Origin of the sequence: Albidovulum inexpectatum, assembly GCF_002927635.1 — a bacterium.
In the GTDB taxonomy this organism is placed as follows: domain Bacteria; phylum Pseudomonadota; class Alphaproteobacteria; order Rhodobacterales; family Rhodobacteraceae; genus Albidovulum; species Albidovulum inexpectatum.
Genome location: NZ_PRDS01000007.1, coordinates 86,673 through 100,330, shown reverse-complemented (window position 1 = coordinate 100,330; position 13,658 = coordinate 86,673). Strand labels below are relative to the sequence as shown.

The 13,658-nt window shown below is 63.6% G+C and carries 12 protein-coding genes and 1 tRNA gene; 7 read left to right on the top strand and 6 right to left on the bottom strand.

What is annotated here, in order from left to right; translation table 11 throughout:
- Position 1 precedes the first annotated feature (1 nt).
- From LV82_RS11570 to LV82_RS11550, 5 genes are all read left to right on the top strand, one after another.
- Entirely contained in the window at positions 2–676 is a 675-nt protein-coding gene (locus tag LV82_RS11570) for a DUF1194 domain-containing protein (protein ID WP_342750187.1), read from the top strand.
- Between the two features lie 186 nt (positions 677–862).
- Complete coding sequence (locus tag LV82_RS11565; RefSeq protein ID WP_104071841.1) at positions 863–1,321, top strand: SspB family protein; 459 nt, start codon at positions 863–865, stop codon at positions 1,319–1,321.
- A gap of 98 nt (positions 1,322–1,419) precedes the next feature.
- Positions 1,420–2,814, top strand: coding sequence for a class II fumarate hydratase (gene fumC, locus LV82_RS11560; protein ID WP_104071839.1), 1,395 nt, complete (start codon positions 1,420–1,422; stop codon positions 2,812–2,814).
- 11 nt (positions 2,815–2,825) lie between these two features.
- The gene (locus LV82_RS11555) at positions 2,826–3,005 is read left to right on the top strand and encodes a DUF4169 family protein (protein ID WP_104071838.1); all 180 of its coding nucleotides are present in this window, start codon (positions 2,826–2,828) and stop codon (positions 3,003–3,005) included.
- A gap of 5 nt (positions 3,006–3,010) precedes the next feature.
- Entirely contained in the window at positions 3,011–3,262 is a 252-nt protein-coding gene (locus LV82_RS11550) for a ribbon-helix-helix domain-containing protein (RefSeq protein ID WP_104071836.1), read from the top strand.
- On the opposite strand, the gene LV82_RS11545 is transcribed toward LV82_RS11550, so the two are convergent.
- From LV82_RS11545 to LV82_RS11530, 4 genes are all read right to left on the bottom strand, one after another.
- The gene (locus LV82_RS11545; protein ID WP_104071834.1) at positions 3,241–3,498 is read right to left on the bottom strand and encodes a hypothetical protein; all 258 of its coding nucleotides are present in this window, start codon (positions 3,496–3,498) and stop codon (positions 3,241–3,243) included. The two genes, LV82_RS11550 and LV82_RS11545, sit on opposite strands and share 22 nt — an antisense overlap.
- A 738-nt stretch (positions 3,499–4,236) precedes the next feature.
- Entirely contained in the window at positions 4,237–5,598 is a 1,362-nt protein-coding gene (locus tag LV82_RS11540) for a cytochrome P450 (protein ID WP_104071832.1), read from the bottom strand.
- Entirely contained in the window at positions 5,595–6,815 is a 1,221-nt protein-coding gene (locus tag LV82_RS11535; RefSeq protein WP_104071977.1) for an alpha/beta hydrolase family protein, read from the bottom strand. Before LV82_RS11535 ends, LV82_RS11540 begins: the two co-directional genes overlap by 4 nt.
- A 33-nt stretch (positions 6,816–6,848) precedes the next feature.
- Positions 6,849–7,715 (bottom strand): DUF2059 domain-containing protein, encoded by an 867-nt coding sequence (locus LV82_RS11530; protein ID WP_170063409.1) that lies wholly within the window; start codon positions 7,713–7,715, stop codon positions 6,849–6,851.
- Positions 7,716–7,875: 160 nt separating this feature from the next.
- Here LV82_RS11530 and LV82_RS11525 point away from each other — a divergent pair.
- A tRNA-Ser gene (locus LV82_RS11525) sits at positions 7,876–7,965 on the top strand.
- A gap of 215 nt (positions 7,966–8,180) precedes the next feature.
- On the opposite strand, the gene LV82_RS11520 is transcribed toward LV82_RS11525, so the two are convergent.
- Both LV82_RS11520 and LV82_RS11515 read right to left on the bottom strand, forming a co-directional pair.
- A complete protein-coding gene (locus LV82_RS11520) occupies positions 8,181–9,365 on the bottom strand; it encodes a Hint domain-containing protein (protein ID WP_104071828.1) in 1,185 nt (394 codons plus the stop codon).
- 296 nt (positions 9,366–9,661) lie between these two features.
- Positions 9,662–12,313 (bottom strand): erythromycin esterase family protein, encoded by a 2,652-nt coding sequence (locus LV82_RS11515; protein WP_104071975.1) that lies wholly within the window; start codon positions 12,311–12,313, stop codon positions 9,662–9,664.
- Positions 12,314–12,534: 221 nt separating this feature from the next.
- Here LV82_RS11515 and LV82_RS11510 point away from each other — a divergent pair, with 221 nt between their 5' ends.
- On the top strand, positions 12,535–13,566 hold the full coding sequence (locus LV82_RS11510) for a LacI family DNA-binding transcriptional regulator (protein ID WP_104071826.1): 1,032 nt from the start codon (positions 12,535–12,537) through the stop codon (positions 13,564–13,566).
- The last annotated feature ends 92 nt before the right edge of the window (positions 13,567–13,658 follow it).

Sequence of the window (13,658 nt, the reverse complement as noted above, 5' to 3'; positions counted from 1 at the left end):
CATGTCGTCTGCATCCCTGAGCCGTGTTCTGATCCTGCTTGCCGCGATGGCCGGTTCGGCCGTTCGCGTGCATGCCTGCGAGGTCGCCCTGGTTCTGGCCATCGACGTCTCGGGGTCCATCGACCGGGCCGAATACCGCCTGCAGACCGAAGGGCTGGCGCGGGCGCTTGAGGATCCCGAGCTGATCGACGCGCTTGTCGCGACACAGGCGGCCCTTTCCGTCCTGCAATGGTCGGGTGCCGGCCAGCAGACCGTGACCCTGAGCTGGCAAAGGATGAACAGCGCGGCGACGGTTGCCGAATTTGCGGCGCGCGCCCGGGCGATGCCGCGCGCGTTCGAAGCCTCTGACACCGCCGTGGGCGAGGCGCTGGCTTTTGCGGCCGCCTTGTTTTCCAGCGCGCCGGATTGTCGCAGGCGGGTCATCGACATCTCGGGAGACGGGCCGCAGAACGCAGGAATGCCGCTTGATCTGGGCCGGATGGCTGCCCTGCGCAGCCGGGCCCAGATCAACGCCATCGCCATCGAAGACATGGGCCGCGCAACCCCGATCAGCACATATTACGCGCGTCACGTCACAAGTCCCGATGGCTTCGTCGTGACGGCCCGGGGCCTGAGCGACTATCCGCGCGCGATCCGCGACAAGATCCTGCGCGAGATCACGCGGCCAACGGGCTGACCCCCTTGGGGCGGGCAAGTTCCGCGCATTGCCCGGACCGCGACGGGCCACGCCTCCAGGCTTCAGGCAGCGGGCCGTCTGCCCGCACGCAAAGGATCGCGGCCGCAACGGGTGGCACCCGATCGGACTTCCCTTCGACCACGAATGCTCTATGCTTGACGCGAGGAATGCATCGGAAATGACGAGATGAAAAAGACGATCGACTACGGAACGCTGATGCACCGCGCGATGCGGGGGCTTATCGTCGATGTATTGAAACAGGTCGAGCGCGAGGGCCTGCCCGGCGATCACCATTTCTTCATCACCTTCGATACCCGTCATCCCCGGGCCCAGCTGGCCGACTGGCTGCGCGAGCGCTATCCCGACGAGATGACGATCGTCATGCAGCACTGGTTCGATGGTCTGAAGGTCGATTCCGATGGCTTCTCGGTCACGCTGAATTTCGGCAATGTGCCAGAAACGCTTTACGTCCCGCTTGATTCGATCCGCACCTTCGTCGACCCGGCGGTCGAATTCGGGCTGCGCTTCGAGTCGGCCGAACACGATGCCGACGACGACACCGACGAAGACGCCCCCATGGAAACGGATGCCGATGCTCCGCGACACGAGGCCGAAATCGTTTCGCTTGACCGTTTTCGCAAGTAGTGCGGCCGGGTTAGCGCAAACGCCGTCCCATACGTCCTTGGCCCGCGCCCCGAAATCGCATAGCTAGGGCGCGGCATTTCACAAAACGGACGTGACCGATGGCAAAGACGCGTATCGAAACCGACAGCTTCGGCCCAATCGAGGTCCCCGCTGACAAATACTGGGGCGCCCAGACCCAGCGATCCATCCAGAACTTCCCGATCGGGTGGGAGCGCCAGCCCATTGCGATCATCCGCGCCCTGGGCGTCATCAAGCAGGCAGCGGCCGAAGTGAACATGGCGCAGGGCCGGCTGGACCCGACCATTGGCAAGGCAATCGTCCAGGCGGCGTCCGAAGTCGTTGCCGGCAAGTTCGACGATCACTTCCCCCTGGTCGTCTGGCAGACAGGGTCCGGCACCCAGACCAACATGAACGCCAACGAGGTCATCGCCAATCGCGCGATCGAGATCCTGGGCGGCGAGATCGGATCGAAAAAGCCGGTTCACCCCAACGACCACGTCAACATGGGGCAAAGCTCGAACGACACCTACCCCACCGCGATGCATGTCGCGATCGCGATGATGGCGCGCGATGTCCTGCTGCCCGGCCTGAAGCACCTTCACGCCGCGCTGGCCGCGAAGTCGGAGGAATTCAAGGACATCATCAAGATCGGCCGCACCCACACCCAGGACGCCACGCCGCTGACCCTGGGGCAGGAATTCTCGGGCTACGCGCACCAGGTGGCCATGGGCATCAAGCGGGTCGAGATGTGCCTGCCGCATATCTACGAGCTTGCCCAGGGCGGCACGGCCGTGGGCACGGGGCTGAACACGAAAAAGGGCTGGGATACCGCGATCGCCGCCAAGATCGCCGAGATCACCGGCCTGCCCTTCGTCACGGCTCCGAACAAGTTCGAGGCGCTGGCCGCGCATGATGCGATGGTCATGTTCTCGGGCGCGCTGAAGACCGTTGCGGCCAGCCTGTTCAAGATCGCCAACGATATCCGCTTCCTCGGTTCGGGTCCGCGCTCGGGTCTGGGCGAACTCATCCTGCCGGAAAACGAGCCCGGCTCGTCGATCATGCCGGGCAAGGTGAACCCGACTCAGGCCGAAGCGCTGACCATGGTCTGCGCCCATGTCATGGGCAACGACGCCGCCGTGGGCTTTGCCGGCAGCCAGGGCCATTTCGAGCTGAACGTCTTCAACCCGATGATGGCCTACAACGTGCTGCAATCGATGCAGCTGCTGGGCGATGCGGCGGCTTCCTTCACCGACCGCATGGTTGTGGGTATCAAGGCCAATATCGAGCGGATCGAGAAGCTGATGCGCGAAAGCCTGATGCTGGTCACGGCACTGGCGCCCCATATCGGCTATGACAACGCCGCAAAGGTCGCCAAGACGGCCCATCAGAATGGCACGACCCTGCGCGAAGAAGCCGTGCGCCTGGGCTTTGTCGATGAAGAGACCTTTGACCGTATCGTGCGCCCCGAGCGCATGGTCGGCCCCGAGGAATAAGGGGCGCACGCATGGCGAAGATCGTCAACCTGCGTACGATCCGCAAACGCCGTGCGCGCGAGGAAGACACGAAGCGGGCCGCCGAGAACGCGGCCCGCTTTGGCCGAACGAAGGCCCAGAAAACGCTTGAAGAGACACGCGCCGAGCTTTCAAGGCGACGGCTGGACGCACATCGACGGGACGACGATTGAAGGCCATGGCCCGCCCCGTGAAGCACTCGCTGACCCTGAACGGCCACCGGACCAGCGTATCGCTCGAGCCAGAATTCTGGCACGCTTTCCGTGAGATGGCACGGCGGCGCGGCGTGGCGATCAATGCCCTGGCGGCAGAAATCGATACGGAGCGCGGGACCAGGCACGGGCTGGCCACCGCGATCCGCCTGGCGGTCTTGCGTGATCTGCAGGAACGCCTGGCGCGCGCACAGCTTCAGTCCGACGAGGATCGATAGGCTCCACGCGCCGCCCTGACCGAGGCCGGCTTGCGTGCTAGCGTTTCGCGGGCAGAAGACAGTTCATGGCCGAAAAGGTTCTGGATCTCCTCGCGAGAGACGTTCTCGACCGGTTCCTGGCGTTCGATCCTGACCCCCAGAAATCGCCAGGAAGGAATGGCGATCCGCAGCAGACTGGCACGGCTGGGGATCAGATCGGCCCACCCCGTGGCGTCGTCGTCCGATCCTTCGTCCATCGCTGTCTCCCAGCCAAGCGCGGATCACCTTGCAGAGGTCGTAACCGAAGAAACGTGCAAATGCGCGATCTGCCCCGCGAATTCCCGTGGCAGACGATTCGATCTGCCTGTTTGTACAGGTTGTCGGGCACAATTTCACCATCAACCGTAGCGAAGCAGCCGGAAGGTTGAGTTTCACGACCAGTGTTGGCCGAATAAAGCGTGTTCCGGCGCGTGATCGCCGCCTGCCTGACGCGCCAGGGCCAGCCCGATCAATTGCTCGACGCGGCCGTCGAACGCAGTGCGGCGTCCATCTCGTCACGGAAAAGGGCGGCGACTTCCTCGCGCGAAAGCCCTTGCGCCTGCGGGCTTGCAGCCAGGCTTCGCGCTGTCGGCGTCCAGGTTGCAGGCCATGCGATTCGCACCCTTGGGATACGCGGGGTCGGGGCCGGATTGCCAATGACTTTCATGAACCACTCAACCAATATCCGACCCCGCCCACAAATGATTACTCGCACGGATCACTCGATCAGGCACATGGCCGCCCGAGCGATCAGGTCGGGTGCAACGGAGATCGCACGACCTTGCGGAGGTCATAGCACAAATGGTTATCCAAATACGCGAAGATCGATTTCTGACGTCACGTCACGACAATAGCCCGAAGCCGGAAGCGGCATCAGGTCGGGCAAATGGGTTGGAATCGCTGACCGATATTTTCGCGCTTCCCTGGCTTTTTCAACCAATTTCAAACCGTTCAGTTCACTTTTCCCGCCGCTCGATTCGCAACCAGATACCATCGCGCGAACGCACGGTCAGATGAGCAACGGGCTGGGGCCGCTTGCCTTCGACCTCATGGAATTGCAGGTCACGCAGCAGGACGGACAGCATCAGAACCCCTTCGATCATCGCGAAGCCTGCTCCGGGACAGACCCTCGGGCCTGCCGAAAAGGGAAGCCATGCCCGGCGCGCAACCTCCCTGCCCTCGGGTCCCTGCCAGCGTTCGGGGTTGAAGGCGTCAGGGTCGCACCACAGCCGTTCGTGCCGGTGCACATGCCAGGGGCTCAGCACGATCTGGCTGCCCGGCGCCACGTCACGGCCCCGGAACGTCACCGGGCAGCGCGCCTGCCGGACCATCATCGGCACGGGCGGATACAGCCGAAGGGTTTCGCGAAACACGTCTCGGGTCAGCTTCATTCGCGCCATGTCGGAAAAGTCGGGCGGATCGGACAGGTGGTCCCGCGCCTCGCGTGCCAACCTTTCCTGCCAATCCGGCGCAGAGGCCAGAAGATACAGCGCCCAGCCAATCGCGGCCGCCGATGTCTCGTGCCCCGCAAGGAAGAAGATCGCCACCTGATCGACCATTTCCTCCAGCTCGAAACGCTGCCCGGTTTCAGGATCGGGAGTCGTCAGGATCTTGGTCGCAAGATCATCGGGTGCGTTCCCGGCCGCGATCTGGTCCAGTCTCTGCGCGGTCAATTGCCGGATCAGGTTTCGGATCTGGCGCGCCGAACGGCGAACCTCGCGGCGGTGAAACCGTGGCACCCAGGACGGCAGCGGAAGGAAGGCGCCGGGATTGAGCAGCGGCTGAGCCTTCTGATAGCTGCGAAAAGCGTGAAATGTCGCCCGGGCAATGTGATGGTCGATCGGAATGGAAAAGAGCGTCCGAAAGATCACATCGGCGGCGGCATGGCTGGACTCTTCCTCGATCTCGACCACCTGCCCCGCGCGTGCGGCCAGACGATCGCGCGCGGCAAAGGCGGCCGCACACATGGCCGGAAAGGTTTCATGCAGCCGTCCCCCACCAAAGGCCGGGTCGATGATACGCCTCTGGCGCGCCCATTCGGCGCCATTCGTGACAAAGACGGAACGACCGAGAAGCGGGGCCAGACCCTCTCTGACCCTGTCGGATTTTGGAAAATCCTCGGGGCGGCGCTTCAGGACGGTCTCGATCAGGTCCGGATCGTTGCACAGGTAGGACCGGAAGAAGGGCGTTCGGAACTCGGCCATCCAGGCGCGGTACAGCCGCGCGGGTTGAGCCGAAAGAATGTCCGCGCGAAACATGCGCAAATGTTGCCACAGCGAGATCCGATCGGCCCGCGGTTTCGGCTTGGGCGGGATCATGCGACGTCCCTGTGGGGGCTGAGGGGCGCGATGATCCGGCTGCGCGACGGCTGCCGCCCGGCAAAGCGGTCACGCAGAAGAACCGGTCCGGCGGTCACCCGAAAGTAGTCATAGACACCGGGCCGGTCAAAAGCGCACAGATACTGGAAATGCAGCCGGAAAAAGCGCCAGCGCAAGGCGCGCCAGCGCTCGGGCGACAATGTCTGGGTGAAGGCCGCCGACAGGACAAGAGGCCAGCGCTGCCGTGCCGTGCCCACGCCGCTGACGGCGACGGGGTCGCACAGCGCAAAGGCGCATCCGTCTCCGGGGGCCGAGATATCGACCCAGGCGATCTCCTCGCATGTCGAAAGACAGACCAGATCCGCACGCAGGCGTTTCGCGCGCGGCAGGAATGACACCATGGGCACCACCTGCCCAAGGGTCAGAAGCGCCAGCGCAGGCCCCCTGCCCTTCGCGACGTGCCCCGAGCGCACCAGATCCGCGACCACCGAAATTGCCACATGCGCGCCCGAGGAATGACCGACCACCAGCACTTCGTCCCAATCCGCAGACAGCGCCTTGGCGATCCTTTCGGCAAAACTCGCAATCCGGGCCTCCATCTCGGGCGGATAGGCACCGCCATCGCGGGCCGTGAATGCGTAATCGTGCATCAGGTAATAGGCATACAATCGTCGATCGATCGCCCGGAATCCGGCCAGAACGCCCCAGGCGACGCAAACTGCAACGGCCCAGCCAAGCAAGGGAATCCCGGTCATCGCCGCGACACCGCGCCCGACCGCCCATCCGGCCAGCACGGCCAGAACCAGTTGCAGCAGCAGGAGCCCGATCGGATAGAGGGCGGCGATCATCGGGCCCTTGCGCAGCCGCATCAACCTCCACAGCGCCCCGGAGCGAACGTAAATCCAGGCAGTGCGAACCAGCTGCCAATAGGTTGCCAGGATCCCCCTGGACATCGAGGCCTGAACGATGTCGGACCAGACGAGAACCTCGAAGTCGGACTCGACATCCTGCTCATCGATGCAGGCATGAACCTGCCAGCTTTCGCGGCCGCCCTGCCCCGCCCGAAGATCGATCGAAAAGCCCGACAGGCGCGCCTGCTCGGCCGCCTCGCGCCGGTAAAGCTCGCGGTAGCGTCTTGGCGGAAAGGGATCGTAGCCGGGAACATAGAATACCTTTCGCCGACGAACCGTCGCCCGCGCATTCCCCGACCAAGTCATCCCGTCCAGGCCCATCCGCTGGCCTTCATGCGCCTAGAGATCCTGACCTGTCAGGATCGCGCCGGCCGCGCGGCCAAGCTGACGCGAAACCTCGACAAAGACGGCATCGAAGCCCGCAAAAAGCGCCCGGTTCAGGTCCTGTCCGGCGCGTGAGCGCGACAATTCGGTGTAGCGGCGAATATCCTCGTCCGACAGGGGCGCATAGGCCATCAGCAGGTAGGAATGGATCCAGTCATCCATTTCGGCGCGGATATCGTCCTCCTGCCCCCAGATTTCCGACAGGATCTGCCCTTCATCCATGTCTGGCGGCAGGGCACCAGATTCGGCAAGCCCCTGGTAGAAGGCATAGCTGGCATTCATGGCGCCGATCACGTTGGCCTCGACCAGATCATTGGCCGAGACGAATTCCTCGATCAGCATCATCCGCGGATCCGACATCTCGCGCATTTCGGACAGCTTGAGGCGGGCCGCGTCATCGACTGCCGGATCCAGCAAGGCACGCCGCGCCGAAATTTCCAGCGTGACAATTCGCTGACCCAGGTCGGATTCGAAGAAGTCGATCATTGCATCGATATCGACATTCGGTTGGGCCAAGGCAGATTCGAATGCCGGCATGAAACCGGCCAGCAGCCGATCGGGCGCATAGATTCCACGCACGGCCTCTTGCCAGCGGGCACCCCCACGGGCGGGGAACATCTCTTCCTCGAGCTGCCGCCCGTAATCCTCGCCCTCCTTCGCCATGACGGCAAAGACCTCGTCCATCCGCATGGCCTGCGCCAGCCGGGCGACACGTTCATCCCCTGCAGGCGAGGCTGTCGCCGAAACCAGAACCAGCCCGATCACGATGACGATGCCGCGCAGGAGACGGGTAATGGGAAGGCGGCTGGTGACTGGATTCATGGCGGATCCTCCTGTTCCTTTCATGACTTCTATCCCCATGCCCCCCAAAGTCCAAGCGCATGAAGGGGCGCACCCGATCATCAGGAAGAAAAAGCGAAAATCGGGGGTTGCGGAAGCCGGCAAGGATGGCTAAATCCCGCCTCACAACGACCCTTCACGCGGAGAGGTGCCGGAGTGGTCGAACGGGGCGGTCTCGAAAACCGTTGACCCTTCACGGGGTCCCAGGGTTCGAATCCCTGTCTCTCCGCCATTTCCATCATCCCTCGCGCGTTTGCTTTCCATCCTCTTTCGTGGGCTCTGGCGCGGCTGGATGCTCCGCGCCGCGGGGACATATCCGCCTGCAGGGACCGGCTTCAGGCAACCGTTTGTCATGGGCAGGGCCGGGCTCGACGAGAAGGGCCGACCCGTCGTGGATCGACCCGGCACAAAGTTCCATGCCCGGTGCAAGCCCCAATCCGGGACGCGTCACACGCAGACAGGCATTTTTCGATTGACCAGATGGCGCATGACAAGGTTTTTCGCCCGCCGTCCCTCGGCAAGGGGGCGGGCTGGCTGCCAGCATGTATCCAAGGGCGACCCGAGCCTCTTCTGAATCTCCATGCGGTCTCTCAATGGAATCGCGGCCCGAGCCTCGTCGCCCAGATACAGGCTTTCGACAGGCAACCCTTCGGCCAGCAGGATTTCATGACGTCTCAAGAGAATATGCACATAGTTGACCGGCTTTGCCGGAGTCTCGGCCACGATACCGGGCAGAGCCGTCAGTCGGTGCGCCGCGACCAGGACTTCGTCGACACCATACATGCGCCTGACGATCGGACCGGCCATAATGACGCGATGCTGGCGCGAAACCCACAAATCCCGGCGTGGAAACCCGGCGCCGAAAGCACCCGCTGCAATACGCAACGGAGCCTGGCGCGGATCGTCACACATTGCCTTTACGCTCAGCTGAGTGGACCAGGCCCAGATGACGGGCTGCGCGCCATGGTCGATCGTGCACACCAGATCGCCGGGGCGAAGCTCCTCGACCTTTCGCTGACCATCCGGCGTGGCGATCAGCGTCCCGACCACAAAGCAGATATTGTGGTCTGCCGGTGTCGGCGTACCCGTGACAAACGTGTCTGCGGTATCGTTGTAACGCTGCACCGACTGACCATCGGTGTCGTTGCCCATGTCTTCGCCCGCGCCAACGCGGGTCGCCGTGGACGAAAAGCCGGGATATTGCGTCGGTGGATCATCCAGCGCGTCGCCGTTGAAGGTCGCCTGGATATACGCGTCGGCAACCGGGTCATAGACGACGGCGTTGTCGCCGCCATTGTTGATCAATGCCGATCCGCGCCCTGCATCAAAGGCCAGATCGTTGGGGCCACCCTGGGGAAGACTGCCGCCGGGCTGAAGGCCCGTCATGACAAGCGCATGGGCGCCAGGCTGCAGGATCGTCCCTGCGGGAAAGGTAAACCACTTCCCAACCCCGGCATCCCAGAGTTCGAGCCCGCCGATATCGATTGGCGTGTTCGAAATATTCGCCAGCTCGACGAACTCGTCCGTGGCTGCTGCTGTTCCGTTCCCATCGGCGTCGAAATTGAAGGCGCCGCCATTCGGATCGACCAGCATCTCGTTGATGACGATACCGCCGCGCAAAGTATCTGCCATGGCCTGTTCGCGCCTCCGCTGCTACCGGTTCTATCCTGCAGAAAACATCCGCGAATTCAAAGCATCGTTGACGGCTTTCCCAGAATCCCTGGCCCGAAACGGCGTGACAGGAAGAACAGCAAATGACCCCTGCGTTCAGGAAAGCTGAAGCATCGCAACGGTCAAAGCACTCCGCCTCTGCACAAGCGAATGGTGCAGGAATGACGATCGCGCTCCAATAGGCATTCCGGAACGAAAACTGCCGGGCCCCGAGCATCACGACGCGACAAATCAGTCGGTGCGCCCACCGTCCGAGATCACAGACCGAAGGGATAGGTTTCATCCTCGCCGGCCGCCGTTTCCGCGGGCAACGGCACAACGGCCCGGGTCTGATCCAGCCAGACAAAACCGTCATACTGGGCCGAAAGGATTGCGTGGCTGTAATGGCTCCATCGCTCGGTCTCGGGACGATAGATGACGCCGATATGGCGTTCCAGCCGCGGCGCGGCCATGGCTGCACGCGCCTCGGGGTTCACGCCTGGACGCAGATCCAGCAAGAACCGTTCAATCCCGGCTTCGTGGCACACGGCTTCGTGGCTATCCGGACGCGACGGGCGAACCGCCTTGATCTCCATCGGGCCGTCCCAGTCCGAAGCACAGGCGACCGTGCCCGAATGCGTGCCAAAGCCGATCAGCCGGGCGTCCTCGCCCCATTCCTCGCGGCAAAGCTGTCCGATATTCAGCTCGCCCCTGTTCACGCCCATATCCGTCACGCGGGCATCGCCGATATGGGAATTATGCGCCCAGACCACGGCCTTGGCGCCGGGTCCCACGTGATCCATGATCCGCTTGAGCGTGTCGAACATGTGGCCGTCACGCAGGTTCCAGCTTTCGGCCGAGCCGTAATACATCACGCGGTAGTATTTCTCGGCGCCGGCCACAACCCGCGCATTCTGCACCGCATCGAAGAATTCGTCGCCATCGCGGCGGGCCAGGGCCAGTTCGCGCGTCAACAGATCGACCAGCACCCGTGTCACCGGTTCTTCGCACATCGCATACCCCCGGCTCAGCGACTCGCGCCCATAGGCGGCGGGCTCGCGTGACCAGGGCGCAAGACAGGCATAGCGCCTGCGGGCCATGGCCGCTGCTTCGGGGTCATGCCTGTCGAGATAGGCAAGGACCTCGGCGATCGAATTGAACATGCTGTAGATGTCGAGACCCTGGAATCTTACCCGTTCCCCGGCTGGTCGCGCAGAGTTGTGCCGATGTAACCATTTCACGAAATCGTCCACATCGCGGTTGCGCCACATCCAGGTCGGAAAGCGGGAAAAGACCGGCACATTGCGGCGCCGCTGCGGCAGACCACGCACATGGCGATCGATCACCGCCGCATCGGGCCAGTCGCCTTCGATCGCGACGATATTGAAACCATGCCTTTCGATCAGACGGCGGGTAATGGCGGCACGGGCGCGATAGAAATCCGACGTGCCGTGCGACGCCTCGCCCAGCAACACGACGCGGGCATCGCCATATCGGTCGAATGCCACCCCGAACTCCGGATCGTCGGGATCGGGCAATGGCTCGGCCGCCGCGCGGACCGCCTCGGCCGGTGTGAGAGGCGCCTTGGCAACCTCGGGCGGCGGGCTGAGCGGCACTTCGGAGCGTGCCAGGTAATGCTGGAACCAGGCGCCGGCCATGTCGGTGACGATTTCCAGCTCACCGGGCCCCTCGAACAGGTGCCCCGCGCCCGGAACGATCCGCAGCAGCTTTTCGCAGCGCAGCTGCTCCAGCGCCCGGCGATTCAGATCCAGCACCGTCTGGTCATTGCCGCCCACGATCAGCAAGGTGGGCGCGGTCACATCGGCAAGCCGTGGCCCGGCCAGATCCGGACGCCCCCCGCGCGACACCACGGCCCCAATACGGTCGCCCAGCTCGGCCGCCGCCAAGAGGGCCGCCCCCGCCCCCGTGCTTGCCCCGAACAGGCCCAGGGGCAAATCCGCGAGTTCCGGCTCGGCCGTGATCCACAGCTCGGCCTGCAACAGCCTTTCGGCCAGCAGCGGGATGTCAAAGACATTGCGCCGGTTGGCGGCCTCTTCCTCGGTCAGCAGGTCCAGCAGCAACGTGGCAAAGCCCAGCTCATTGAGCCGTTCCGCAACCTGACGGTTCCGGAGGCTCAGCCGGCTGGACCCGCTGCCATGGGCGAACAGGATCACACCGCGGGGATCGGTGGGCACCACCAGATCCCCCTGCAGCCCAAGCGGCGGAATCCGTACTTCCCGGCCCAGAGCAACACCCGATGCGGTGCGGTCGGCGATGGTCCACACCCGGCGCAGATAGCCCACCGTCTCTTCATCGCTCAGCTGGTGGAAATCGGCATAGGCACCCCCTACCCCACGGAACCAGGGATCGGGATGCAGGCAGACCACCTCATCGGCCAGCCGTTCGATCTCGGGGATCTCGGAGGCCGGCGCGACCGGAACCGCAACGATCACCCGCCCCGCGCCCCAGCGCCGGGCAGCGATCAGGGCGGCCTTCATCGTAGCCCCGGTGGCCAGACCGTCATCCACAAGAATTGCCGTCTTGCCCCGGATGTCGGCATGGGGACGATCGCCCAGATACCTGCGCCTGCGGCGCTGCATCTCGGCCAGCTGCCTGTCGCGCTCGCGTTGCAGATAAGCCTGATCGGCGCCCGAATGGCGCATGACCTGTTCGTTCAGCACCATTTCGGGCGGATCGCCCTCGACGATCGCGGCCAGCGCCACCTCGGGATTGGCGGGCACGCCGATCTTGCGCACCAGGACAAGATCCAGCGGCGCACCCAAGGCCTCGGCCACTTCGGCCGCGACCGGGACACCCCCGCGCGGCAGCGCCAGAACCACCGGATTGTCCAATTCCCGCTTCAACAATTCGGCGGCCAGCCGCCGCCCGGCATCTTCACGATCCTTGAACTGGAACCCTGGACTGGCCATGACCATGCCCTCCTCCGTCATGTCCCGCGCGCCACTTGAACAAGCTTACCGCGCAATCGAGAGCCCTGATTTGACAGAGCGCAAGGTGACCCGACATGCCGCGTTCGCCACCTTGCTTGACCCGGACGGCGAATCTTCACTACTGTCCTTTTCAAATCTTGCCGCGCGTAAAACAGGCGCGGCAAGGGTGCGGGATCAACCCCGCCGCAGGGAGACGGCCGATGAACCCGACCAAGGTCCGCAACATGGACGAATTCGCACGCCTCAGTGGCGTGTCGCGGCCAACCCTGTCCAAATACTTCAATGACCCGAACAGCGTGCGGCCAAGCTCACGGGCGCGGATCGAGCAGGCGCTGGAACAATACGACTTTCGGCCCAATCTCTATGCCATGAACCAGAACCGGCGCCTGACCAAGACGGTCGGAATCGTCGTCCCCTATCTGGCCGATCCGTTCTTTGCCGAGATTGCGCGAAACATCGAGCAACGCATCATCGAGGCCGGCTATCGTCCTGCCCTGTACAGCGCGCATGGCCGCCCCGATCTCGAGGTCGATATCCTGGACGGCCTGCGCTCGCTGAAACCGGCGGGCGTATTGCTGGCGCCCCTGGGGCGCGCTTCGGTCAAGTCCGAGATCGAATCCTTCTGCCGCGACGTGCCGACGGTTCTCTTCGACAGCAACATCGAAGGAATGGGGGCGGCCTTCATAGGGTCGGACAATGCCAGTTTCGTCAACCAGACGGTGGATTACCTGGTGCGCAGTGGCTCACCCCCCTGTTTCTTCGAGATGAAGAACCCCGCCAACCCGAACGCGAACAAGCGCAGGCTGGCCTATCTTCGCAGGATGGAGGAACTGGGCTTTCAGCCGCATGTCATCAGCGTCGATGGTACCGGCTGGGCATTCGAGGAGATCGGCCGCAAGGGCGGGCTCGACGTCCTTGAAAGAAAGGCATTGCCAACGAATACCGTGCTGTGCAGCAACGACCGCCTGGCGATCGGGTTCCTTTCGGCCTGTTGCGAATCCTCGGTACGCGTCGGAATCGGGCCCGATTGCGACCTGCGCGTGGCGTCGCATGACGATCACCCCTTCTCGCGCTTCACCTGTCCGCCGCTGACCACCGCCGCGCATGACTACGAAGCGGTTTCGGAACGCGCGGTGCGTACGCTGTTCGAGCTGATCGAATCAGGCGGCAAGCTCGACGAGCGTCTCGAGGTGCTTTATCCCGCCCGGCTCATCCTGCGTGGCTCTGCTTGATCTGACTGAGTTTTTTGCGCGCGTAAAATTTTTATTGACGCGCGGCAAGGAATTGATCAACCTTCCGCTTGGGCAAGTTAGCTCACCATGGG